General features: G+C 55.2%; 21 protein-coding genes and 1 pseudogene. 2 read left to right on the forward strand and 20 right to left on the reverse strand.

Annotation, left to right across the window (positions count from 1 at the left end):
- Positions 1–46 precede the first annotated feature (46 nt).
- The 9 genes and pseudogenes from RTK32_RS03555 to sdhC all read right to left on the reverse strand — a co-directional run.
- Positions 47–982, reverse strand: a pseudogene (locus RTK32_RS03555) (cytochrome ubiquinol oxidase subunit I); the annotation flags it as partial.
- Between the two features lie 557 nt (positions 983–1539).
- Positions 1540–2412: a succinate--CoA ligase subunit alpha gene (sucD, locus tag RTK32_RS03560; protein ID WP_312042133.1), complete on the reverse strand. Its 873-nt coding sequence runs from the start codon at positions 2410–2412 to the stop codon at positions 1540–1542.
- Positions 2412–3578 carry an ADP-forming succinate--CoA ligase subunit beta gene (gene sucC / locus RTK32_RS03565; protein WP_125288609.1) on the reverse strand — a complete coding sequence of 389 codons (1167 nt, stop codon included), beginning with the start codon at positions 3576–3578 and terminating at the stop codon, positions 2412–2414. Before sucC ends, sucD begins: the two co-directional genes overlap by 1 nt.
- Before the next feature lie 104 nt (positions 3579–3682).
- Positions 3683–4897, reverse strand: coding sequence for a 2-oxoglutarate dehydrogenase complex dihydrolipoyllysine-residue succinyltransferase (gene odhB / locus RTK32_RS03570; RefSeq protein ID WP_312042134.1), 1215 nt, complete (start codon positions 4895–4897; stop codon positions 3683–3685).
- Between the two features lie 14 nt (positions 4898–4911).
- Complete coding sequence (gene sucA, locus RTK32_RS03575) at positions 4912–7719, reverse strand: 2-oxoglutarate dehydrogenase E1 component (protein WP_312042135.1); 2808 nt, start codon at positions 7717–7719, stop codon at positions 4912–4914.
- Positions 7720–7864: 145 nt separating this feature from the next.
- On the reverse strand, positions 7865–8581 hold the full coding sequence (locus RTK32_RS03580) for a succinate dehydrogenase iron-sulfur subunit (RefSeq protein WP_312042151.1): 717 nt from the start codon (positions 8579–8581) through the stop codon (positions 7865–7867).
- 15 nt (positions 8582–8596) lie between these two features.
- Entirely contained in the window at positions 8597–10363 is a 1767-nt protein-coding gene (gene sdhA, locus RTK32_RS03585; RefSeq protein WP_312042136.1) for a succinate dehydrogenase flavoprotein subunit, read from the reverse strand.
- Between the two features lie 3 nt (positions 10364–10366).
- Complete coding sequence (gene sdhD, locus RTK32_RS03590) at positions 10367–10714, reverse strand: succinate dehydrogenase membrane anchor subunit (RefSeq protein WP_125288605.1); 348 nt, start codon at positions 10712–10714, stop codon at positions 10367–10369.
- Positions 10708–11097 carry a succinate dehydrogenase cytochrome b556 subunit gene (gene sdhC, locus RTK32_RS03595; RefSeq protein WP_312042137.1) on the reverse strand — a complete coding sequence of 130 codons (390 nt, stop codon included), beginning with the start codon at positions 11095–11097 and terminating at the stop codon, positions 10708–10710. The genes sdhD and sdhC overlap by 7 nt, the downstream gene beginning before the upstream one ends.
- A 604-nt stretch (positions 11098–11701) precedes the next feature.
- On the opposite strand from sdhC, the gene RTK32_RS03600 reads away from it, so the two are divergent.
- Complete coding sequence (locus RTK32_RS03600) at positions 11702–12982, forward strand: citrate synthase (protein WP_312042138.1); 1281 nt, start codon at positions 11702–11704, stop codon at positions 12980–12982.
- 67 nt (positions 12983–13049) lie between these two features.
- Here the strand turns inward: RTK32_RS03600 and nei are convergent, their stop codons facing one another.
- The 7 genes from nei to pxpB all read right to left on the reverse strand — a co-directional run bounded on the left by nei (position 13050) and on the right by pxpB (position 18627).
- On the reverse strand, positions 13050–13841 hold the full coding sequence (gene nei, locus RTK32_RS03605) for an endonuclease VIII (protein ID WP_312042139.1): 792 nt from the start codon (positions 13839–13841) through the stop codon (positions 13050–13052).
- 12 nt (positions 13842–13853) lie between these two features.
- A complete protein-coding gene (gene pcp / locus RTK32_RS03610) occupies positions 13854–14495 on the reverse strand; it encodes a pyroglutamyl-peptidase I (protein WP_312042140.1) in 642 nt (213 codons plus the stop codon).
- A gap of 7 nt (positions 14496–14502) precedes the next feature.
- On the reverse strand, positions 14503–15492 hold the full coding sequence (locus tag RTK32_RS03615) for a DUF979 domain-containing protein (protein ID WP_312042141.1): 990 nt from the start codon (positions 15490–15492) through the stop codon (positions 14503–14505).
- Complete coding sequence (locus RTK32_RS03620; protein ID WP_312042142.1) at positions 15492–16220, reverse strand: DUF969 domain-containing protein; 729 nt, start codon at positions 16218–16220, stop codon at positions 15492–15494. The genes RTK32_RS03615 and RTK32_RS03620 overlap by 1 nt, the downstream gene beginning before the upstream one ends.
- Positions 16221–16317: 97 nt before the next feature.
- Positions 16318–17055, reverse strand: a complete 738-nt coding sequence (gene pxpA, locus RTK32_RS03625) for a 5-oxoprolinase subunit PxpA (protein ID WP_312042143.1) — start codon at positions 17053–17055, stop codon at positions 16318–16320.
- Positions 17045–17977: a 5-oxoprolinase subunit PxpC gene (gene pxpC / locus RTK32_RS03630; protein WP_312042144.1), complete on the reverse strand. Its 933-nt coding sequence runs from the start codon at positions 17975–17977 to the stop codon at positions 17045–17047. Before pxpC ends, pxpA begins: the two co-directional genes overlap by 11 nt.
- Entirely contained in the window at positions 17971–18627 is a 657-nt protein-coding gene (pxpB, locus tag RTK32_RS03635; RefSeq protein WP_312042145.1) for a 5-oxoprolinase subunit PxpB, read from the reverse strand. Before pxpB ends, pxpC begins: the two co-directional genes overlap by 7 nt.
- A 225-nt stretch (positions 18628–18852) precedes the next feature.
- Here pxpB and RTK32_RS03640 point away from each other — a divergent pair, with 225 nt between their 5' ends.
- The gene (locus tag RTK32_RS03640) at positions 18853–19038 is read left to right on the forward strand and encodes a hypothetical protein (protein ID WP_312042146.1); all 186 of its coding nucleotides are present in this window, start codon (positions 18853–18855) and stop codon (positions 19036–19038) included.
- A 44-nt stretch (positions 19039–19082) separates the two neighbouring features.
- On the opposite strand, the gene RTK32_RS03645 is transcribed toward RTK32_RS03640, so the two are convergent.
- From RTK32_RS03645 to RTK32_RS03660, 4 genes are all read right to left on the reverse strand, one after another.
- Positions 19083–19826, reverse strand: a complete 744-nt coding sequence (locus RTK32_RS03645) for a type 2 GTP cyclohydrolase I (RefSeq protein WP_312042147.1) — start codon at positions 19824–19826, stop codon at positions 19083–19085.
- Between the two features lie 60 nt (positions 19827–19886).
- Complete coding sequence (gene phrB, locus RTK32_RS03650) at positions 19887–21305, reverse strand: deoxyribodipyrimidine photo-lyase (RefSeq protein WP_312042148.1); 1419 nt, start codon at positions 21303–21305, stop codon at positions 19887–19889.
- Positions 21306–21319: 14 nt separating this feature from the next.
- Positions 21320–22276, reverse strand: coding sequence for a 2-thiouracil desulfurase family protein (locus RTK32_RS03655; protein ID WP_312042149.1), 957 nt, complete (start codon positions 22274–22276; stop codon positions 21320–21322).
- Positions 22277–22500: 224 nt separating this feature from the next.
- Positions 22501–22707 carry a YbfA family protein gene (locus RTK32_RS03660; protein WP_312042150.1) on the reverse strand — a complete coding sequence of 69 codons (207 nt, stop codon included), beginning with the start codon at positions 22705–22707 and terminating at the stop codon, positions 22501–22503.
- Between the last annotated feature and the right edge of the window lie 825 nt (positions 22708–23532).

The following is a 23532-nucleotide window of genomic DNA, read 5'->3' on the forward strand; positions in this document are numbered from 1 at the left end:
GTAACTGATAAGCCCGCATCCCGTTGCGGATACGAAGTCTATGCTACACCAGCAGATCTTTAATGCCGGTAACGGGCTGATCCACGGAGCGGGTGGCGATAAGGCCCAGCGCCCAGGGGATCTGAATAGCGAACCGGTTCTGCTGGGCCTGCTGATCGGGCAGGCCAAACAGCGTAAAGGCAGCGGGTGCGGGCTGGGTTTCCCACTCCGCTTCAATGGCCGCAAGCTTGGTTTTCTGGACGTCACCAACCACATAGCCAGATTCATCGCCCAGCAGAATGACGGCCAGCACGGCCGCCATCCCAAAACTGGCGGCGATGGCGAAAGAGCGTTTAGCAAAGGCGATATCGCGACCACGCAGGAGATAGAAAGCGCTGATGCCCATAATGAACATGGCGCCACAGGTGTAGCCTGCCGCAACGGTATGCACAAATTTAACCTGCGCTACCGGGTTGAAGATAAGGTCGGAAAAGCTGACCATCTCCATTCGCATGGTTTCGAAATTAAATTCTGACCCGACAGGATTTTGCATCCAGCCATTCGCAACCAGGATCCACAACGCCGACAGGTTAGACCCCAACGCCAGTAGCCAGGTGCTCATCAGATGCTGCCCCTTGCTCAACCGATCCCAGCCGAAAAAGAACATACCGACAAAAGTGGATTCAAGGAAAAAGGCCATCAGTCCCTCAATGGCCAGCGGCGCACCAAAGATATCGCCGACATAATGGGAATAATAGGACCAGTTGGTGCCAAACTGGAATTCCATTGTCAGTCCGGTAGCCACGCCGAGCGCAAAATTAATCCCGAAAAGTTTCCCCCAGAATTTCGTCATATCTTTATAGATTTGTTTGCCTGACAGCACATAAACCGTTTCCATTATGGCCAGCAAAAACGCCATTCCCAGCGTTAAAGGGACAAACAGAAAGTGGTACATCGCCGTTAGCGCAAACTGTAAACGCGACAGTTCGACAACATCTAACATTTTGACTCCTTGCTCCGTGCTCAGTTTTATCCATGCGCCGGGCGGCCGGCGTAGGGCAGAACAGGATCGCTCATCGTGGGCTGACGTGACCCTGTAGGTAAAGGCATATTCTGATGAGAAAAAATCAGCGGGGCCGCGCCGTTGCTGTTTTTGCAGGATAACGATCTTGAAGATTTGCGATCGGCACAGAAAGTCCCTTTTTATAATTAAAAGCGTAAAGCTGATTTTTTGACGCAGAGCAATTTAATCCCAACGCTGATTTTTAGCCAGCCTCGAAAGAGTAAATAACTTGCGTTTCTTTGATCGCGGTTAATTAATTGCGATAAAGTAAATATGAAATGGATTATTTTAACAAAGGAGATAACTTAATTTAATTAATATTCAATACAGAAAACAATTGTGTAATATTCGCCAACGGAATTAATGATCTTATATTATTTTACAGGAGGCTTTGCTTTACATCAGTCTATTAATAAGAAAATTTAAACAGTATTTCAATATTACTGCCAATAAAAAAGGCTGCCCTGAGGCAGCCCTGATGAGGAGACGGATCCGGCTTACTGTGGCAGAACCGCTTTCACCGCTTCGCCGATATCGGCCAGGCTGCGAACGGTTTTCACGCCTGCTGCTTCCAGCGCCGCGAATTTCTCGTCGGCCGTGCCTTTACCGCCTGCGATAATGGCGCCAGCATGGCCCATACGCTTGCCTTTCGGCGCGGTAACACCCGCGATATAGCCTACTACCGGCTTGGTCACGTGCTCTTTGATAAAGGCGGCGGCTTCTTCTTCCGCGCTACCACCGATTTCGCCGATCATCACGATCGCTTCAGTCTGTGGATCGTCCTGGAACAGTTTCAGGATATCGATGAAGTTAGAGCCCGGGATAGGGTCGCCGCCGATGCCCACACAGGTGGACTGGCCGTAGCCGATATCGGTGGTCTGCTTCACGGCTTCATAAGTCAGGGTACCGGAACGGGAAACGATGCCGATACGGCCTGGCTGGTGAATGTGGCCCGGCATGATGCCGATTTTGCATTCGCCTGGTGTGATCACGCCCGGACAGTTCGGGCCAATCATGCGCACGCCCGCCTCATCCAGCTTCACTTTAACGGTCAGCATATCCAGCGTCGGGATGCCTTCGGTGATGGTGATGATCAGTTTGATGCCCGCGTCGATCGCTTCCAGAATACCGTCTTTGCAGAAAGGTGCCGGAACGTAGATAACGGAGGCGGTTGCACCGGTAGCTTCTACCGCTTCGCGCACGGTGTTAAACACCGGCAGACCCAGGTGCTCGGTACCGCCTTTGCCCGGGGTGACGCCGCCAACCAGCTGCGTGCCGTAAGCCAGCGCCTGTTCGGAGTGGAAAGTCCCCTGGCCGCCGGTGAAGCCCTGGCAGATTACCTTGGTGTTTTTATCGATCAGAATGGACATTATTTACCCTCCGCTGCGGCAACAACGCGCTGCGCCGCGTCGCTCAGGCTGGTTGCTGCAATAATATTCAGGCCGCTGTCCGCCAGTTTCTGCGCGCCCAGCTCGGCATTGTTTCCTTCCAGACGTACCACTACCGGCACGTTAACGCCCACTTCTGCTACCGCGCCAATGATGCCGTCAGCAATCAGGTCGCAGCGTACAATACCGCCGAAGATGTTGACGAATACGGCTTTCACCGCGTCATCAGAAAGGATGATTTTAAAGGCTTCGGTCACGCGCTCTTTGGTTGCGCCGCCACCTACGTCCAGGAAGTTAGCCGGCTGGCCGCCGCTCAGCTTCACGATGTCCATGGTGCCCATCGCCAGGCCTGCGCCGTTAACCATACAGCCGATGTTGCCTTCCAGCGCCACGTAGTTGAGTTCCCACTGCGCAGCATGTGCTTCACGGGAATCTTCCTGACTTGGGTCACGCATTTCACGCAGTTCAGGCTGGCGGAACAGCGCATTGCCGTCTGCACCCAGCTTGCCATCCAGGCAGATCAGATCGCCCTGCTTAGTGATCACCAGCGGGTTGATCTCGACCAGCGCCAGATCGCGCTCCAGGAACATCGTTGCCAGACCCATAAAGATTTTGGTGAACTGGCCAACCTGCTTGCCGGTCAGGCCCAGTTTGAACGCCAGCTCGCGGCCCTGGTAAGGCTGTGGCCCGGTTAATGGGTCCAGCGCCATTTTGTGGATCAGGTGGGGCGTTTCTTCCGCCACTTTTTCAATTTCCACACCGCCTTCGGTAGAAGCCATGAAGACGACGCGACGAGTACCACGGTCCACGACTGCACCCAGGTAGAGTTCCTGATCGATATCGGTCGCCGCTTCGACCAGGATCTGGTTAACCGGCTGACCGTTAGCGTCGGTCTGGTAAGTCGTCAGACGCTTGCCCAGCCAGTGTTCGGCAAACGCACGAATCTCTTCTTTGCTTTTTACTACCTTCACGCCGCCCGCTTTACCACGGCCTCCGGCATGAACCTGACATTTCACGACCCACGGGCCAGCGCCAATTTTAGAAGCGGCTTCTTCTGCTTCGCGTGGAGTGGTGCAGGCATAGCCGACAGGTGCCGGTAAACCATACCGGCCGAACAGCTGTTTTGCCTGATATTCATGTAAGTTCATGTTGTTAATCCATCCAGTTCGGAAAAGACTTGGCCAGGTACGGCAGCTTGCCAGTACTTTGGCCACACATAGGGTTGAGCGCGGTTTTCACCGCGCCCGACAAATTAAACGTCCAGCAGCAGACGAGACGGATCTTCCAGCAGATCTTTAATTGCTACCAGGAAGCTCACGGACTCTTTGCCATCGATCAGGCGATGATCGTAAGAAAGTGCCAGATACATCATTGGCAGAATAACCACCTGACCATTGACCGCCATTGGGCGATCTTTGATGGCGTGCATCCCCAGGATGGCGCTCTGCGGTGGGTTGATGATTGGCGTGGACATCAGGGAGCCAAAGACGCCGCCGTTGGTAATGGTGAAGTTACCCCCGGTCAGTTCTTCTACGGTCAGCTTACCGTCACGGCCTTTGATCGCCAGCTCTTTGATTTTCTTCTCAATATCCGCCATGCCCAGCGCGTCGATATCTTTCAGTACCGGCGTAACCAGTCCACGCGGAGTAGAAACCGCAATGCTGACGTCGAAGTAGTTGTGGTAAACCACATCTTCGCCGTCAATAGAGGCGTTCACTTCCGGGAAGCGCTTCAGGGCTTCCACGACCGCTTTCAGGTAGAAAGACATAAAGCCCAGACGGACGCCGTGACGTTTTTCGAAGGCTTCGCCGTACTGCTTGCGCAGGTTCATGATCGGCTGCATGTTGACTTCGTTAAACGTGGTCAGCATGGCGGTGCTGTTTTTCGCTTCCAGCAGACGTTCGGCAATACGTTTACGCAGGCGAGTCATCGGCACACGTTTTTCACTGCGGCCAGCCAGGGCAGGCGCGGCTTCAGCAGCTTTCGGCTCGGCGGCTTTAGCGGCTGGCGCTTTCGCCAGATGTTTCTCAACGTCTTCACGCGTCAGACGTCCACCTACGCCGGTGCCTTTGATCGCCGACGGCTCCAGACCGTGTTCGGCAATCAGGCGACGGATAGCCGGGCTGAGCGCGTCGTTACTTTCTTCTTCCAGCGAAGCGCTCTGGCGCTGCGCCGGAGTAGACGCATTCTCTTCCGTTTTGGCAGAGCTTTCTTTGCCGCCGCTGTTGCCTTCTTTCAGGCGACCCAGCGCCTGACGGGAAGTCACCGTGGCGCCTTCTTCTTCCAGAATCGCTTCCAGGATGCCGTCGGCAGAAGCTGGCACTTCCAGCACCACTTTGTCGGTTTCGATTTCTACCAGCACTTCATCACGGCTGACCGCGTCGCCGGGTTTTTTGTGCCAGGTCGCTACGGTGGCGTCGGCGACGGATTCAGGCAGGTCGGGAACGAGAATATCTACGCTACTCATTATTTTTCCTTTAATTAATTAACGTTCAGCGCGTCATTAACCAGATCTTGCTGCTGCTGCTGGTGAACGGACATATAGCCAACTGCCGGTGAGGCCGAAGCGGGACGACCGGCGTAACGTAATGAAGCACCAAACGGCACTACTTCACGGAAATGATGCTGGCTACAGTACCAGGCACCCTGATTCAGCGGCTCTTCCTGACACCAGACAAAATCGTGCACGTGCGCGTACTGCTGGAGTTTTTCCTGCACCGCTTTGTGCGGGAACGGATAGAGCTGTTCAATTCGGACGATAGCCACGTCGGTCTGCTCGTTTTTACGGCGTTTTTCCAACAGATCGTAATAGACTTTACCGGAGCAGAGCACCACGCGTTTGACGCCTTTCGGATCGATGTCGTCGATCTCGCCAATCGCCGGCTGGAAGCTGCCGTTAGCCAGCTCTTCCAGTGAAGAGATCGCCAGCGGATGGCGCAGCAACGATTTCGGCGACATCACTACCAGCGGACGGCGCATACCGCGCAGCGCCTGACGACGCAGCATGTGGTAAACCTGCGCCGGTGTGGAAGGCACACAAACCTGCATATTCTGCTCGGCGCAGAGTTGCAGATAGCGTTCCAGGCGCGCGGAGGAGTGTTCAGGCCCCTGCCCTTCGTAGCCGTGTGGCAGCAGCATGACCAGACCACACATGCGGCCCCATTTCTGCTCGCCAGAGCTGATGAACTGGTCGATAACGACCTGCGCGCCGTTGGCGAAGTCGCCGAACTGGGCTTCCCAGATAGTCAACGTGCGTGGTTCCGCCGTGGCGTAACCATATTCAAATGCCAGCACTGCTTCTTCAGAGAGAACGGAATCCCAGACGCGGAAGGTGCCCTGCCCGTTGTGAATATGCTGCAACGGGGTATAGGTAGAACCGTTAGCCTGGTTATGGATGACCGCATGACGATGGAAGAAGGTCCCACGGCCCATATCCTCACCGGACAGACGGCACGGAATGCCTTCGTCGACCAGCGTGGCGTAAGCCAGGTTTTCTGCAGCGCCCCAGTCAAAAGGTTTTTCGCCTGCCGCCATCGCGGCGCGGTCGTTGTAAATTTTGGCGACGCGCGACTGCATTTCAATCGCTTCCGGCACGGTGCTGATGCGTTTAGCCAGCGCCTGCAGGCGTTGCAGATCCAGCGTTGCCGGATAGCTTTCGTCCCATTCGTGGTTCAGGTAAGGCGACCAGGTGAAGGAGTGCAGGCTCATCGGACGCCATTCCGGCACCACGCACTCACCGGCATCCAGGGCGTCGCGATAGAGATTGACCATTTCCGTCGCGTCTTCCAGGCTGGCCACCTGTTCAGCTTCCAGACGATCGGCGTAAAGCTTACGCGGCGTAGGATGCTTTTTGATTTTCTGGTACATCACCGGCTGCGTTGCGCTTGGCTCATCGGCTTCGTTGTGGCCGTGGCGGCGGTAGCAAACCAGATCGATAAAGACGTCGCGCTTGAAGGTATTACGGAAATCGAGCGCCAGACGGGTAACAAAAGCGACCGCTTCCGGATCGTCAGCGTTGACGTGGAAGATCGGCGCCAGCACCATTTTACCGATATCGGTACAGTACTGCGTAGAGCGGGCATCCTGCGGATTGGACGTGGTAAAACCAATCTGGTTATTAATCACGATACGCACGGTGCCGCCAACTTCATAGCCGCGTGCCTGTGACATGTTCAGTGTTTCCTGAACCACGCCCTGGCCGGTGACGGCTGCATCACCATGGATCGTGATCGGTAGTACTTTACTGCTGCGCGGCTCGTCCAGACGATCCAGACGGGCGCGAACCGATCCCATCACAACCGGGCTGACGATTTCAAGGTGCGACGGGTTAAACGCCAGCGCCAGGTGCACCATACCGCCTTCGGTTTCCACATCGGACGAGAAGCCCATGTGGTACTTCACGTCGCCGGTACCGAGGTGTTCTTTATGCTTGCCGGAGAACTCGTCAAACAAGTCCTGCGGCTTTTTGCCCAGAACGTTGATCAGCACGTTCAGACGGCCACGGTGCGCCATGCCCAGCACGACTTCGCGCGTGCCGCTTTTGCCCGCATGACGGATCATTTCGTTCAGCATTGGCACCAGCGCATCGCCGCCTTCCAGTGAAAAGCGTTTCGCGCCCGGGAATTTTGCACCCAGATAGCGTTCCAGCCCTTCTGCAGCGGTCAGCTGTTTCAGGAACCCTTTTTTCTCATCGCCAGAGAAAGAGGCCTGACCCGCCACCGATTCGATACGCTGCTGAATCCAGCGTTTCTCTTCAGTGTTGGTGATGTGCATGTACTCTGCACCGATCGACCCGCAGTAAGTTTGCTGCAACAGGCTGAAGAGATCGGCAAGCTTCATGGTGTCTTTGCCGAAAGCGAAAGAACCTACGTTGAAGGTTTCCTGGAAATCAGCTTCGGTCAGATCGTGAAAAGCGGGATCCAGATCCGGCACCGGCTCCTGTTTCCACAGGCCTAACGGATCGAGACTGGCCTGCTGATGACCACGGAAGCGGAAGGCGTTGATCAGCTGGAGCACCTTCACCTGCTTGGCGTTGGTGTCGGGATCGCTAACGGAAGAAGTGTAGCGAGAGGCATCTTTCGCCAAGCGCTTAAAATATTCGCGAGTGGCGGAGTGGAACTGTTCTGGCCTGACTCCGTGTCCCGGAAGCTGTTGAAACAGCGTTTTCCAGGCCGCGTCAACAGAGTCAGGATCGGTCAGATAGTCCTCATAGAGCTGCTCTATATAGGTCTGATTCGCGCCGGCCAGCCAGGAGGAGTCCAGCCAGGGTTTCATCGCGCTGTTCTGCATTGTGATCCCTTAAAGCATTATGCTTTTTTGTTGCCGTGATTATGTAACGGAACAGCTAAGCCCCGCGCCGCGTCAGCGGCTTGCCCTCGGTCGCGCCCGCAGGCGCGACCCGATAAAACAGCCGGGAGACAGGCTCCCGGGGCGCTTATGCGCTTCGCGCCAGCAGCATCGACTTGATGTGGCCGATGGCGCGCGTCGGGTTCAGCCCTTTCGGACAGACGCTGACGCAGTTCATGATGCTGTGGCAGCGGAATACGCTGAACGCATCGTTAAGGTCATCCAGACGTGGGCCGGTTTCCGTGTCACGGCTGTCGATCAGGAAACGGTAAGCAGCCAGCAGCCCGGCCGGACCAATAAACTTGTCCGGATTCCACCAGAACGACGGACAGGAAGTGGAACAGCACGCACAAAGAATACATTCGTACAGGCCATCCAGTTTTTCCCGCTGCTCCGGCTGTTGCAGGTGCTCACGCGCTGGCGGATTTTGCCCATTATTCAACAGGTAAGGCTTGATTTTCTCATATTGAGTGTAGAACTGTCCCATGTCTACCACCAAATCACGGATAACCGGTAATCCAGGGAGAGGACGGATCACAATTTTACGTTTTCCCGCGCCAAGCGCGGAGACCGGCGTGATACAGGCCAGGCCGTTTTTACCGTTCATATTGATGCCGTCGGAACCGCAAACGCCTTCGCGACAGGAACGACGGAAAGCCAGTGTCGGATCTTTTTCTTTCAGACGGATTAACGCGTCCAGCAGCATCATGTCACGCCCTTCTTCCGACTCCAGGCTGTAATCCTGCATCCGCGGCGCATCATCGACGTCCGGGTTATAACGATAGACAGAAAATTCGATTTTCATCATATGCTCCGCAAACTAGTAGGTACGAGCTTTCGGTGGGAAAGCCGCGCGCAGTTTCGGCTCCATGTTCACCTCACGGCGAGTCATGCTTTCACTCTGCGGCAAATAGACGCTGTGGCACAGCCAGTTTGCATCGTCACGTTCCGGGTAATCGAAGCGGCTGTGAGCACCGCGGCTTTCCGTGCGGTAGTTGGCCGCAACAGCGGTGGCATAGGCCGTTTCCATCAGGTTATCCAACTCCAGACATTCAATACGCTGCGTATTAAAGTCAGGTGAACGGTCGTCCAGACGGGCACTTTTCAAGCGCTCGCGCAGAACTTTCAGCTCTTCCAGCCCTTTCGCCATGGCGTCGCCTTCACGGAACACGGAGAAGTTGTTCTGCATACAGGTTTGCAACGCTTTACGCAGCTCGGCAGGATCTTCGCCGGTTTCATTATTGTTCCAGCGGTTCAGACGAGCCAGCGATGCGTCGATTTCCTCATCGGTGGCGTCAAGCAGCTCGCCCTGCTCCTGCATGGATTGCTGTAAATGCAGGCCAGCCGCACGACCAAACACCACCAGATCCAACAGCGAGTTGCCGCCAAGACGGTTAGAACCGTGGACGGATACGCAGGCGATTTCGCCTACCGCAAACAGGCCCGGCACCACTACGTCTTCGCCCTGCTCGTTCAGAGTCAACGCCTGACCGGTTACTTTGGTCGGAATGCCGCCCATCATATAATGACAGGTTGGGATAACCGGGATCGGCTCTTTGACCGGATCGACGTGAGCAAACGTACGGGAAAGTTCCAGGATACCCGGCAGACGCGCTTCCAGCACATCTTTACCCAGATGGTCGAGCTTCAGCTTGATATGCGGGCCCCATGGACCTTCGCAGCCACGGCCTTCGCGAATTTCGATCATCATGGAGCGCGCAACCACGTCGCGGCCGGCCAGATCTTTCGCGTTAGGCGCGTAGCGCTCCATAAAGCGTTCGCCATGCTTGTTCAGCAGGTAACCCCCTTCGCCGCGACAGCCTTCTGTGACCAGTACGCCCGCACCCGCAATCCCGGTTGGGTGGAACTGCCACATCTCCATATCCTGTACCGGCACGCCAGCACGCAGTGCCATGCCTACACCGTCGCCGGTGTTGATATGGGCGTTAGTGGTGGACTGATAAATGCGGCCTGCGCCGCCGGTCGCCAGCACGGTGGCTTTCGCTTTAAAGTAGACGACTTCGCCATCTTCAATATTCAGTGCCGTACAACCCACCACTGCGCCATCGGCATTTTTCACCAGATCCAGCGCATACCATTCAGAAAAGATGGTGGTTTTGTTTTTCAGGTTCTGCTGGTAAAGCGTGTGCAGCAGCGCATGGCCGGTGCGGTCAGCTGCCGCTGCGGTACGCGCCGCCTGCTCACCGCCGAAATTTTTAGACTGGCCGCCAAATGGACGCTGATAAATGCGGCCATCGTCCAGACGGGAGAACGGCAGGCCCATATGTTCCAGCTCCAGGATCGCTTCCGGGCCGGTTTTACACATATATTCAATGGCGTCCTGGTCGCCGATATAATCGGAACCTTTGACCGTGTCGTACATATGCCATTCCCAGTTGTCATCGTGAGTATTGCCCAGCGCGACGGTAATGCCACCCTGCGCAGACACGGTGTGGGAACGGGTCGGGAAAACTTTAGATAACAGGGCACAGGTCTGGCCCGATTGGGAAATTTGCAGTGCGGCACGCATACCTGCACCGCCCGCGCCAACGACAACGGCATCAAACTCTCTGACTGGCAACTTCATTTTTTACACACCCCACACAACGACAGTTCCATAAATAGCGTAGACAAACAGCACGACAACAATCGCCATCTGCAACAGCAGACGCGTCGCCAGATGTTTGATGTAGTCTGTCAGTACCTGCCACATCCCTATCCAGCCATGCATCAGAATGGAGAACAGCGTCAGCAGCGTGAACACTTTAGTCACGGAGGAGGCAAAAAAACCGCGCCAGATGTCGTAGGTTAACGTGTCGGTCATGACGATAAAGCCGAGGATGTAAAGGATGTAGAGCGTCATCACAATAGAGGTGGCGCGCACCAGCAGCCAGTCATGAACGCCGTTGCGTCCTAATGCAGAAGCGTTGCTTAACATACGAGGACTCCAGCCAGAATTGAAAGCACGACGGTGATACCAAAGCAGATTTGCGCTGAACGCGTGCCCGCTACCTGCGTCTCTGCCAGATAGCCAAAATCCATTAACATATGGCGGATCCCGCCGACGGTATGATACGCCAGCGCGGTGAGGATGCCCCACATGATGAATTTAACGAAGAAGCTTTGCATAACGGCAGACGCCTGCAAAAAGCCTTCCGGCGACGAAAGCGACAGGCCCAGTAACCAGAGCAGTATACCTAGCGCAACAAACGTAATGACGCCAGACACGCGGTGGAGAATGGACGCGATTGCGGTAACGGGGAACCGGATCGTGGAGAGATCCAGGTTGACAGGTCTTTGTTTTTTCACGGTTTTGCCCACAGAGCCTTTCTTATTTTGCTTCCTCCGGTCCTGAAGGTAACAGCCAAATACATTAGCATTCGGACTGTGAACCGGCCCAAAGCAGCAACATCCAGTGTTAATTGTGGCGCTAAAACGCTGGGTGGCTCCTGGTGTCAGGGTATTCCGGAGACCTGGCGGCAGTATAGGTCGATCACAATCTTATTACAATTCCCCTACAAACATCTTGGTGAAAAATAGATGAAACAGTGATCTCACTCACGTTTTTCACAAATCGTACAAATTTAATTATCTGATTTGACAAAACTTCAACATTTTTGTTACAAACTGAGCGCGAAAAGTTCTATGATGCACAAAAGTTATGGGGATACACTTTCCCCTAAGCACAAGTTATGTAACATTGGTGAGCTAAACTTATTAAGTATCAGATTAACAAGTTACGATCATACCGAATCTTTAACAACTGCTAAACAAAGCCTGATTGTGCCCTTTCGGCCCATATGCGCCGTCACTCTGTACCCTGCACGTAATAAGATGCCACAGAGTGGACACTGCTTTTGCAGCAATGGACATAACGGCGTTTCAGATGTCATAGATTCATCGACAAGGCGCTAAGGAGACATAAATGGCTGATAAAAAAGCAACGCTTACCCTGCCCGGCGAAGACGCTATCGAACTTGACGTCCTGAGCGGCACGCTAGGCCAGGAAGAGATCGACGTCCGTAGCCTCGGCTCTAAAGGCTATTTTACTTTTGACCCGGGTTTTACCTCTACCGCCTCTTGCGAATCCAAAATTACCTATATCGACGGTGACGAAGGCGTTTTGCTGCACCGTGGTTATCCTATCGATCAGCTGGCGCTGAACTCGAACTATCTGGAAGTGTGCTACATCCTGCTGAATGGTGAAGCCCCGTCCAAAGAACAGTTCGAAGAGTTCCGCACCATCGTTACCCGCCATACTATGATCCACGAGCAGATTCACCATCTGTTCCGCGGCTTCCGTCGTGATTCGCATCCGATGGCGGTAATGTGCGGTGTTACCGGTGCGCTGGCGGCCTTCTATCACGATGCGATGGACGTTAATATTGAGCGTCACCGTGAAATTGCCGCTTTCCGTCTGCTGTCAAAAATGCCGACCGTGGCCGCGATGTGCTACAAGTATTCCATCGGCCAGCCGTTTGTCTACCCGCGCAATGACCTGTCCTACGCCGGTAATTTCCTGAACATGATGTTCTCTACGCCATGCGAAGACTATGTGGTTAACCCTGTGCTGGAACGCGCTATGGATCGTATTTTAATCCTGCACGCTGACCATGAGCAGAACGCTTCAACCTCTACGGTGCGTACCGCAGGCTCTTCCGGCGCGAACCCGTTCGCCTGTATCGCTGCGGGCATCGCCTCTCTGTGGGGACCTGCCCACGGCGGCGCCAACGAAGCCTGTCTGCGTATGCTGGAAGAGATTAAAACGGTCGATCACATCCCGGAATTCCTGCGTCGCGCGAAAGACAAAAACGACTCTTTCCGCCTGATGGGCTTCGGTCATCGCGTGTATAAGAATTACGACCCGCGCGCCACGGTAATGCGTGAAACCTGCCACGAAGTGCTGAATGAGCTGGGCATGAAGGATGACCTGCTGGAAGTCGCCATGGAGCTGGAGCATATTGCGCTGAACGACCCGTACTTTATCGAGCGTAAACTCTATCCGAACGTCGACTTCTACTCGGGCCTGATCCTGAAAGCGATGGGTATTCCTTCTTCTATGTTTACCGTTATCTTCGCCATGGCGCGTACGGTAGGCTGGATCGCCCACTGGAAAGAGATGCATGACGACGGCATCAAGATTGCCCGTCCGCGTCAGCTTTACACCGGCTACGATCAGCGTGATTTTACCTCTTTGACAAAGTAACACGCTCGACCTGATGAAAAGCGCCGCCCTGCGGCGCTTTTTTTATTGCCTGTCCGCCAGCCTTGTTTTATTTCTGGCACCCCGGACACCAGTAAAAAGGCCGCGACGACAGCGAGGTTTTCTCAATGATCTCACCGCAGCGCTCGCACGGTTTCCCTGCCCGATGAAAGACCTTGAAGCTGAACAGGGCACCGTGATGCTTATTTTCCTTCGCCACGCCGCGCGTTTTGTAAGAAAGCCGCGGGAGCGACAACAATGCTTCAGCCAGCGTGTCCAGCTCTGCGGCCTCTAAATCCTGCGCTTTACGCTGAGGCGCCAGGCCCGCTGCCCAAAGAATTTCCACCCGCAGATAATTGCCCAGACCGGCCAGAAAAGCCTGGTCCAACAGCAGGCCGCTGAATTGCCGTCGCCGGAAGCGCGGCGAAAGCAGCCGGGCTTTTACGTCTTCAACCGTCAGGGTCATATCCAGCACGTCCGGACCGACGCGCAGCAGGAAAGGATGCGCCGCCAGCGTATCCTGCGTCAGCAGCTCAATATCAGAGGCGCTGTAAAGCAGCAGCGTTTTATCTTCCGCCGCCAGCTTCACCCGCAGCACGCGGTTACTTTGCGGCTCGGTGCCGCTTTTAATCACGCGCCATACGCCGTAGAGCTGATTATGACTGTAAAGGATCAGGCCATTGGAGAAATGCGTCAGGATCGCTTTACCCCGCGTCTCGATCGCCTCTACCCTTTCGCCAATCAACGAGGACTCGTAGGTTTTCAATTGTGGGAATGCAAACCAGACATCGGTCAGCGTTTTACCCTTGATGGCTTTTTCCAGCTTATCCGCCGCGCGGCGGATCTCAGGCCCTTCCGGCATGGTGACTCCTTGTTATTGTGTGGCGCCGCCTTCCAGCTTTTTATCCTCTTCCACGGTCAGCGCAATACTCAACGCCATTTCCAGTGCCAGGACTGCCGTCTGCAGCGGCATGCTGGCCACGCCGGGATGCTTCACCGCCTGCTGGGGCAAATAAGGCACGTGAATAAATCCGCCACGCCCTCCCTGTTGCGCCTGACGATGAAGCAGGCCATAAAGCACGTGGTTGCAAACAAAAGTGCCGGCCGTCTGCGATACCGCCGCAGGAATATCCGCTTCACGAATGCCCTCGACAATCGCCTTAATCGGCAAGGTGGAAAAATAGGCTGCCGGGCCGTCCTCAACAATACGTTCGTCGACAGGCTGTTTGCCCGCATTATCGGGAATACGCGCATCATCAATATTGATCGCCACCCGCTCGACCGTGATATTGGGCCGCCCGTTTGCCTGGCCAACCACGATCACCAGTTCAGGCGCCAGTTCATCCATCGCGTCGTTTAACACCTGAAGCGACTCACCAAAAACGCAGGGTAGCTGCTTCGCCACTACATGCGCGCCGCAGATCATTCTCTCATCCAGCTGTCTGGCTGCTTCCCAGGAGGCGTTGACCAGCTCGCCTTCGAATGGCTCAAAGGCCGCTATTAAAACTGTTTTCATTGCCGTCTCACCGAAACATTAAAAGCCAGAGAAGAAAAATATTGGTTATTAACAATAGCACGCCGGTCGGTATCTGGGCTTTGATCACCGCGTTGCGGTCGGGCAGCTCCAGCAATGCGGCAGGCACGATATTGAAGTTGGCCGCCATCGGCGTCATCAGCGAGCCGCAGTAGCCGGAGAACATCCCGATCGCCGCCATGACGGCCGGATTGCCATGATGCTGCAAGATCAGAATGGGAATACCGATACCGGCGGTGACAATCGGGAAAGCGGCAAAAGCGTTGCCCATGATCATGGTCAGTAATGCCATGCCAATGGCATAGGTCGCCACCGCGATAAAGCGGTTATCTACGGCAAGCCAGGTTTCCGCCAGATGAGCGATCGCCGTGCCTACGCCAGCGGCGGTAAACAGCAGCCCCAGCGTGGCGAGGATCTGCGGCAGAATAAAAGCCCATCCGATGGCATCAAGCAGGCGGCGCGCTTCCTGTACCGACTGTGCAGGCGCTTCATGCGTCATTTTCAACGCGATCAGCCAGCCGACCACGCAGCCCACCATCATTGAAAAAAGCGTGACCAGCGTGGATTGGTTTCCTTCACCAAACAGCGCCACCCGCACGTCCGGCAAATGATTAAACAGCAGTACGCCAATCACGGTGACAACCGGGATAGCCAACGCCGGCAGAAACAGTCTGTTGTGCAGGCGTTTCGCGCTTGCCTCTCGCTCTTTATCGCTGCGCTGATGGTAGGCCCCCAGCTTTACGCCACCCAGGCCGGCGATCAGCGCCATAATCACCACGATGACGCCAATAGCGATATGCAGTGAACGAGTGCTAAACCACGCTGACGATCCGTCGACTATCAGGAAAACCAGCCCGTAAAGCCCCCAAAACAGCCCCGTCGTCAGACGACGCGGGTTGGCTTTGTCCCGCCAGGACATGATGGCAACCACCAGCAGGATCACCCCAGCCAGCCAGTAAAGATACTGTTGCTGAAACATTAGCGCCCTCCTTTCATCTTCTGCGCCTGCGCATTCAGCGAGGCGAGTTCTGCTGCCAGGGTTTTATCCAGGCGACGCAGGCGAAAGGCATGGATCAGAAAAGCACAAACTGCAGTTGGGATACCCCAGAGCGCTATTTGTAGCGGATCGGTCTGGATGCCTGCTGACTGCTCCATAAAGTTATGCATAAAGATAATGGCGCCAAAGGCGACAAAGATATCTTCGCCGAAAAACAGCCCGACGTTATCGGTCGCGGCAGACATGGCCCGCAGGCGGTGACGCACTTCGGGGGGCAGTTCACCGTAGCGGTTTTCGGTCGCGCCTTCCGCCATCGGTGCCAGTAGCGGGCGCACCATTTGTGGATGACCGCCAAGGCTGGTCAGCCCCATCGCCGCCGTCAGTTCACGCACCAGCAGATAGACAATCAGTAATCTTCCTGCGGTGGCGCTTTTAATCTGAGCAATCCAGGCCTGGGCGCGTTCCTTCAGCCCGTGTCGCTCCAGCAGACCGATCACCACTAAGGGCAACAGCAGGATCAGCGCCAGGTTACGGGTATTGAGAAAGCCCGACCCCAGTTTTTCCAGAATATCGCCGATCGGCATTTTTGCCGTCAGGCCGGTAATCAAACCGGCGATCAGCACCACCAGTACCGGGTTAAAGCGCAGTAAAAATCCGACCACAATGGCGGCAATGCCTGCCAGCGGCCAGAGGTTAACGATAGGATCCATTTGTTCTCCTGATAGGGTCTGCAGTATCCCGCCAGCGTGCCGGAACAATAAGGGAGACGGCCTGTACTGCTAATGCGAAAGCCCCTGAGCGGAGCAGTTAGCCGTAACTGACCGCAATTTGTTGCTGAGCAAAGGCTTCACGCAGCTGCCTGGCAAAAGCCAGCGCATGGGCACCGTCACCATGCAGGCACACGGTTTCGGCATTGACGCTGACCCATTCGCCGCTAATGGCGCGTACTTTTCCCAGCCGGACCATAGCAAGCGTTTGTTCAATAGCCTGCTCGTCACTCTCTATCAGCGCACCCGGCTGCGAGCGAGGCACCAGCGATCCGTCTGCCTGATAGCCGCGATCGGCGAAAACCTCTTCACGGGTAGTCAATCCTGCTGATTTGGCGGCGCGCACAGATTCGCTACCCGCCAGCCCAACCAAAATTAGCTCTGGATCGGCTGCCCTGACGGCCCGGGCGATGGCATCAGCCAGCGAAGCATCCTCTGCCGCCTGATTGTAAAGCATGCCGTGGGGTTTTACGTGCGTGACGTTACCCCCTTCGCCACGGGCGATAGCCTGCAGCGCACCAATCTGGTACAGCGTCTGCGCATAGACCGTTTCGGCAGGCAAACTAAGGCGCGTGCGGCCAAAGTTTTCGCGGTCTGGAAAGCCCGGATGTGCTCCAATCGCCACGTCATATTCCAGCGCCCAGCGTACGCACTGCCGCATAGTTTGAGCATCGCCTGCATGAAAGCCGCAGGCGATGTTGGCCGAGGAAACCAGCTGTAACAGCGCGCGATCGTCGCCGCAGCCTTCGCCTAAATCGGCGTTTAAATCAATCTTCATGCGTTAACCCCCATGCCATTTGCTCCAGTACCCGATCGCGCTCGCGCTTCGCCTGGAGGGCCTCTTCCAGCGTGCAGTGCACAAAATGGATCGGCTCGCCCAGGCGGATTTGGGCCAGATGATAGAGGTCGGCTTCAATTACGCAGGCAATGCGCGGGTAACCGCCGGTGGTTTGCGCATCCGCCATCAGCACAATCGGCTGGCCGTTAGGCGGTACCTGCACTACGCCGGGGAGCAGCCCGTGCGACAGCATATCGCGTCCGTCAGGCCTTACCAGCGCGCGGCCCTGCAATCGATAGCCCATCCGGTTGCTCTGCGGGCTGAGCTGCCAGCCCGTCCGCCAGAACAGCTCCCGACTTTCACGACTGAATTCGTGGTATTCCGGCCCGGCCATCGCCCGAACGCGATTACCAAACAGCAACTGACGTACGCCTGCCGGTTTAGTGAATGTGCGTGTAGGCTCACCCAGCGGCAACCTGTCACCGTCTTGAATCTGCCTTCCCGTGAAACCGCCCATGCCCGTTTTTAAATCTGTGCTGCAGGAACCCAGTACCGGGACGGCAGCAAACCCGCCCGCCAGCGCCAGATAGCTGCGCATACCACGCTGCGGCATTTTCAACGTCAGGCGCGATCCTTTGCGCACGGCGAGGCGCCAGCCTGTCCACACCGGTTTCCCGTCCAGCTCAGCGTGACAGCCCGCTCCCGTCAACGCTATCCAACCGTCACGACTAAACTCGGCGCAGAACTGGCCGAGCGTGATTTCCAGGAGCGGACTGTTTTGTTCGTTGCCCACCAGCAGATTAGCCGTTGCCATCGCCGGATAGTCCAACACGCCGCCACTGCTGACGCCATACTGACGCCAGCCGATACGGCCCGCATCCTGTAAGGTCGTACTTATACCAGCCCGAATAATCTTCAGCACACGCCCTCCTTTTGTGGAATGAAGCGCACCTGGTCGCCGGGACGTAAAAGCGTCGGCGGTTGCCGTTCAGGCGTAAACAGGGCGAGACTTGTCTGGCCGATAAGCTGCCAGCCACCCGGCGCGGCAAGCGGATAGACGCCTGTCTGGCTGCCGCCGATCCCGACAGAGCCGGCAGGAACCTTCAGGCGAGGCTCCGCACGACGTGGAGTATGTAACCGCTCGTCCAGCCCCGCCAGATAAGGGAAACCGGGCTGAAAGCCAATAAAATAGACGGTATAGCGCCCGGCCGCATGCAACTCCGTGACCTGTTTCGGCGTCAGCCCGCTTTGACGCGCCACCTCCTCCAGATCTGGCCCGGCCGCGCCGCCGTAAATAACAGGAATAGCGATATCCCGCGTTTCCAGCTCCAGCGCTTCGCTTTTTTCCCACCAGCTCTGTAGCCATTCAATGGCGTCCAGCGCGTGCTGTTGCGGGTGGCTTAAGATTACCGTGATGTTGTTCATCCCGGGAATGACTTCCATCACTTCCGGCTGTCCCGTCAGACGCGCTGACAGGCCCCAGATACGCTGCTGGCTGGTGAGGGAGGCAGGGGGTTCCAGCTCAAGCACTACCGCGCGCTCGCCAGAAAGATAACAACGTGCTCGTTGCAAAACACTCTCCCGGCCCGTTGCTAAGGCCACTGTTTTCCAGAAAGAATAAATAGTTATGCGGAAATGTAAGAAAAGAGTCAATCATCGATTAACCGGTAACGCAGGCTTCCTGCTCTTTTTGCTTTTCCGCTGTTTACAGTCTTATGGGGCCAGAGAAGCGTTAAAAATGACGACCAGGTGCGGCAGGGTGACTACGCTTACGGTTAGGGCATAACGGAGGTAACAATGAGCACAATATTTAAAATCAGTTACGAGCATCAGGCCAGCGGACATCTTCAGGCCGCAGAAGTGCTGTTGGAAAGCGAGGGCGAGCCGACTCAGGAAGCCGTGCAGGACGCGGTGCGCAAGGATCTGGCTAAGCATGCCGACACGGCGGACTTTTCAGTCGTTTCCGTCGCGCCTTATCCCTGACTGGCATTCAGAAACAGGCGGTCTTTCTGACCGCCTGTTTTATATCAGGCAGGGTTGTCGATATCGATAAAGGTTACGTCCAGGCTGTGATGTTCCGCCAGCCATTCGCCCAGTGCCTTAATTCCCCCACGCTCGGTAGCATGATGACCGGCCGCGAAAAAGTGTAGGCCCTGCTCACGCGCGCTGTGAATAGTTTGTTCGGAAACTTCGCCTGAGATAAAAGCATCCACGCCAAAAGCCGCTGCCGCATCAATAAAGCCCTGGCCGCCGCCGGAACACCATGCCACTTTACGAATCAGCGCAGGCGCGTTATCGCCACAGTGCAGGGGTTCGCGGTTAAGGGTACGGCTGATTCGTTCGGCAAATTGCTCGCCCGTAAGCGGCTCTTGCAGTTCGCCCCAGCACACCAGCGGCATCACTTCGCCCTTTACGTCAATCCCAAACAGTTTCGCCAGCTGCGCGTTGTTACCCAGCTCAGGATGGGCGTCCAGCGGCAGATGCCAGCCGTACAGGTTGATATCGTTCGCGAGCAGCGTTTTCAACCGGTTGCGCTTCATGCCTTTGATGACCGGCGCCTCGCTTTTCCAGAAGTAACCGTGGTGCACCAGCACCGCGTCCGCCTGTAAACGTACTGCCTCATCCAGCAACGCCTGACAGGCGGTCACGCCGGTAACGATTTTCTGTACCTGCTCGCGCCCTTCCACCTGCAGGCCGTTCGGCGCGTAATCGCTGAAGCTGGCGGTGTTCAGCTGTTGATTGACGAGGTTTTCTAATTCACTGTTTTGCATAAGACACACTCTTTTGCCGTTCTGAATGCGGCAACTTTAGCAGACCCTGGCAACGCCCGGCTATTTCCTTGCGGCTTCATAGGCCGCCAGCGCACGCAGGCGGGCCTCCTTGTGGTCAACAATGGGCGATGGATAATCGAGCTGAACGTGGTTTTTCCGCGCCCATTCATGCGGTTGATGTATATCCCCGGCGGGGACTGCCTGCAGCTCTGGCAGCCATTGTCGAATAAATTCGCCTTCTTTATCGAAGCGTTCACCCTGCGTAGTGGGGTTAAAGATGCGAAAGTAAGGTGCCGCATCGTTGCCGCTGGAGGCGGCCCACTGCCAGCCGCCGTTGTTGGCCGCCAGATCGCCGTCGATCAGCTGCGACATGAAATAGCGCTCGCCGATCCGCCAGTCGATCAGCAGATCTTTTATCAGGAAGCTGGCCGTGATCATTCGCAGGCGGTTGTGCATCCAGCCCAGGCTGTTCAGCTGGCGCATAGCAGCATCCACAATGGGGTAGCCGGTTTTCCCCTGCTGCCAGGCCAGCAGATGGTCGTCGTTATGCTGCCATTGCACCTTCTTTGTCCAGCCGATAAAGGGTTGATGCTTACAGAGCGCAGGCCAAGCGACAAGCAGGTGCCGATAAAACTCGCGCCAGACTAACTCGTTAAACCAACTGAGCAGGCCCTCGTTTTCTAACGCGTCAGGATGCTCGCGCAGGAGCCGATGCAGACACTGGCGCGGCGAGAGAACGCCGGTGACCAGATAAACCGACAGGCGACTGGTGCCGTCAATAGCGGGAATGTCTCGCTTAGCGGCGTAATCGGCGACCGGCTGCTGACAGAATTCGCGCAGGCGTTGAATAGCCGTTTTTTCTCCTACGGGGAAAAGGACGCTATTAAAATCTTCTTGCGGATAATCAAACGGTGCCAGAGCGGGTAAATTGTCCGGCACTGGCTGAGTACGGGGTTTGGGCGCGGGGGCACACTCCGGCATCCCTTCATGCAGTCGGCGAAGAAAGGCTTTACTGAAAGGCGTAAAAACCTTGAACATTTCCCGGTTACCGGTCAGCACGCTACCCGGCGGCAGCAGACCGTCATCAAATCCCTGTACAACAATGCCCTGCTCGCCCAGCTCGCGTTCTGCTTTTGCATCGCGCTGGCGTTCGTTGACTTCGTGCTGATAGTTGTAAAACAGGCTGTCGACGCCGTGTTCCTGGCAAAAGCTTTTCAGCGCCCCGACAGAAGCAGAAAAATCATCACACTGTAGATAATGGAGCGGGATAGCTTTCTCCGCCAGCGACTGTTGAAGGTCCTGCAGGCTTTGGTAAATAAAAGCGGCCTGCTTTGGTGACATATCATGGGAGCGCCACTGCGCTGGCGTGGCGATATAAAGCGCCAGTACCCTGGCATCTGCGTCGCGGCAGGCGGCATAAAGGGCGTAATTATCGTGGATGCGCAGATCGTTGCGCACCCAGACCAGATGGGTGGCCATAGCTTTCCCTGTGATTAATGGCCGTAACGCAGGCGAAGCGCTTCCGGATAAGGCTCAAAATAGCGCTGCTGAGTCAGGTAAGGATCGGGATATTCTGACATATAGTGTTTCAGCAGCGTCATCGGTGCCAGCAGCGGCTGCAGGCCCTGACGATAGTGATCGATCAATGACGTCAGCTCTTCACGCTGTTTAGCGTTCAGCTGTGGCCGGAAGTAACCCTGCACGTGCATCATCACATTGGTATGGTTACCACGCGTGGCTTTATGCTTTAACAAATCCATCAGGCGCTGACGATATTCAAACGCAAAGGCTTCCAGTGAGGACCATTGCTCAATAGCGGCCACAAAGCGCCCTATTTCGCGGTATGCCGGCTGTGAATGCGCCAGCAGCGTAAGCTTATAGCGGCTGTGGAAAGCAATAAGCTTGCCGCGCGTCAGACCGCTGCGCCACAGCTGGTTAAATTCATGCAGGGTATAGATGCGTTCCACAAAATTCTCGCGCAGCACGGGGTCGTGCAACCTGCCATCTTCTTCTACCGGCAGCCACGGCATTTGCTTCATCAGTTCACGCGTAAAGATGCCAACGCCCTCTTTACGGTTATTGTTATTTTCTGGCTGATAAACGCGCACCCGCTCCATGCCGCAGCTGGGGGATTTTGCGCAGACGATGTAGCCACAAAGGTGATGCAGGCTGGCAATCTTCTTCTCTGAAAAACTTTGCATCTGCCGCGTTAGCGGTTCGCCCTTCCCATTACTGAAGCAAAGTTCAACCTGCTCTTCAGCCGTTTCGGTCAGGCGCAATGCCGGACGCGGCGTTGGCAGACCAATTGCCATTTCCGGACATACCGGCTCATAGCGCATAAAAGGCGCCAGATCCTCGGCGGCAAAGGCACAACGTTTGTGGCCGCCGTCGAAGCGGACACTGTCGCCAAGCAGGCAGGCGCTGATGCCCACCGGAATTTTCTCACTCATACCTTTCTCCCCTTTGCTTTGTATTAAGTGTAGCGCTTAAAACTGTACAAGACAAAATAAGTTGTACAACTTTGCACTGAGGAAAGCTACTGCTGGTTATCGGGCAAAAAGGCAGACGGTTAAAAGCCTTATGGAACAAGGCAAAGCAGCGGGTAAAAAAGAAAAATGCCCCAAAAATGGGGCATTAGCGTGCTGTAAAGCGCGGTAAGCGAGACGATATATCCCTAATAAAAATCCGCCGCGGCGCTTTCCGCCTGCGCCAGCCAGACCGGCTGCGTACTGGTTTTGCACCAGCAGCGATGCAGATAGCTGTAAAAGCGCGCGCGGTCGCGGTAAAAAAGCATAAACGGCAGCGCAAGAACACCGACCGCAAGCGTTGCCAGCCGACGCAGTATAAGATGAGGCAGCGAGTAGTAATGATAAAGGCCCATACGCCCTCCGGAAGAGTAAACAAGACTGATTAAAATAATACCGATCTGGTGATATATTTACCACTCATCCGACCAGATTAAATTAAAAATTATTCAAACAAGCGTAGAAAGTTAAATTAAGGTTAATAAAAAGAAAAATTAATTAACAGAATAATTACAATATGAGTAAGTGAAAGCGGGTCGTTATGCAGGTATCGGACCGGTAAAGCTTCTCTGCCGGTCTTAGGGCGCTGCGTGTCGGCAGCCAGCAGCCAAACCACAGCTAATCTGTAGAGCTTTTAAAAAGGCAATTATGCTTTTTACAAACGCCAGGCCTGGCGTTCAGGAGATGGCAGAAAGGAGAGTTTCATCTGTATAAACTCAGCCTGAAACTCACTATTAGTGATAGCTAATTTAAGAGGAAAGTCGCTGCCTCGATGATATAAATATCATTTACAGGATTTTTAAATATGATCCATCGCTGGTGTACTTTTTTTCCACCCTTTCCAGAGCAGTGAGGAAAGTTAACGGCAGGCCGATCCGGCTTAGAGCGTAACGGAGCATAATCACTCTGACCTGAGGTGTTTATTTCTATTCATTTCCTGTTAAATAAACCTGTAACGCCCCTTCCTTATTAATAGCGTAATTGTGGTCAGTCGCTACTTTGCCTGCCGCACGAGCCAGACTACCGCCAACGTTACGCCATTCTCCGTTAACTTTGTATTTTATTATCCGGTTCCCATCGCGATTCCCGGCATTTCCGTCTGGCCGTGTATTATGCCTGCCAGTAGCAGTAGCAGTAGCAGTAGCAGTAGCAGTAGCAGTAGCAGTAGCAGTAGCAGTAGC

It is taken from the genome of Erwinia sp. (assembly GCF_031978025.1).
Classification (GTDB): Bacteria; Pseudomonadota; Gammaproteobacteria; order Enterobacterales; family Enterobacteriaceae; genus Erwinia.

Excerpts from the sequence above, each read along its gene's own strand:
- sucD (WP_312042133.1), bottom strand. The coding sequence starts at position 2,412 with ATGTCCATTCTGATCGATAAAAACACCAAGGTAATCTGCCAGGGCTTC.
- sucC (WP_125288609.1), bottom strand. The coding sequence starts at position 3,578 with ATGAACTTACATGAATATCAGGCAAAACAGCTGTTCGGCCGGTATGGT.
- odhB (WP_312042134.1), bottom strand. The coding sequence starts at position 4,897 with ATGAGTAGCGTAGATATTCTCGTTCCCGACCTGCCTGAATCCGTCGCC.
- sucA (WP_312042135.1), bottom strand. The coding sequence starts at position 7,719 with ATGCAGAACAGCGCGATGAAACCCTGGCTGGACTCCTCCTGGCTGGCC.
- RTK32_RS03580 (WP_312042151.1), bottom strand. The coding sequence starts at position 8,581 with ATGAAAATCGAATTTTCTGTCTATCGTTATAACCCGGACGTCGATGAT.
- sdhA (WP_312042136.1), bottom strand. The coding sequence starts at position 10,363 with ATGAAGTTGCCAGTCAGAGAGTTTGATGCCGTTGTCGTTGGCGCGGGC.
- sdhD (WP_125288605.1), bottom strand. The coding sequence starts at position 10,714 with ATGTTAAGCAACGCTTCTGCATTAGGACGCAACGGCGTTCATGACTGG.
- RTK32_RS03600 (WP_312042138.1), top strand. The coding sequence starts at position 11,702 with ATGGCTGATAAAAAAGCAACGCTTACCCTGCCCGGCGAAGACGCTATC.
- nei (WP_312042139.1), bottom strand. The coding sequence starts at position 13,841 with ATGCCGGAAGGGCCTGAGATCCGCCGCGCGGCGGATAAGCTGGAAAAA.
- pcp (WP_312042140.1), bottom strand. The coding sequence starts at position 14,495 with ATGAAAACAGTTTTAATAGCGGCCTTTGAGCCATTCGAAGGCGAGCTG.
- RTK32_RS03615 (WP_312042141.1), bottom strand. The coding sequence starts at position 15,492 with ATGTTTCAGCAACAGTATCTTTACTGGCTGGCTGGGGTGATCCTGCTG.
- RTK32_RS03620 (WP_312042142.1), bottom strand. The coding sequence starts at position 16,220 with ATGGATCCTATCGTTAACCTCTGGCCGCTGGCAGGCATTGCCGCCATT.
- pxpA (WP_312042143.1), bottom strand. The coding sequence starts at position 17,055 with ATGAAGATTGATTTAAACGCCGATTTAGGCGAAGGCTGCGGCGACGAT.
- RTK32_RS03640 (WP_312042146.1), top strand. The coding sequence starts at position 18,853 with ATGAGCACAATATTTAAAATCAGTTACGAGCATCAGGCCAGCGGACAT.
- RTK32_RS03645 (WP_312042147.1), bottom strand. The coding sequence starts at position 19,826 with ATGCAAAACAGTGAATTAGAAAACCTCGTCAATCAACAGCTGAACACC.
- phrB (WP_312042148.1), bottom strand. The coding sequence starts at position 21,305 with ATGGCCACCCATCTGGTCTGGGTGCGCAACGATCTGCGCATCCACGAT.
- RTK32_RS03655 (WP_312042149.1), bottom strand. The coding sequence starts at position 22,276 with ATGAGTGAGAAAATTCCGGTGGGCATCAGCGCCTGCCTGCTTGGCGAC.
- RTK32_RS03660 (WP_312042150.1), bottom strand. The coding sequence starts at position 22,707 with ATGGGCCTTTATCATTACTACTCGCTGCCTCATCTTATACTGCGTCGG.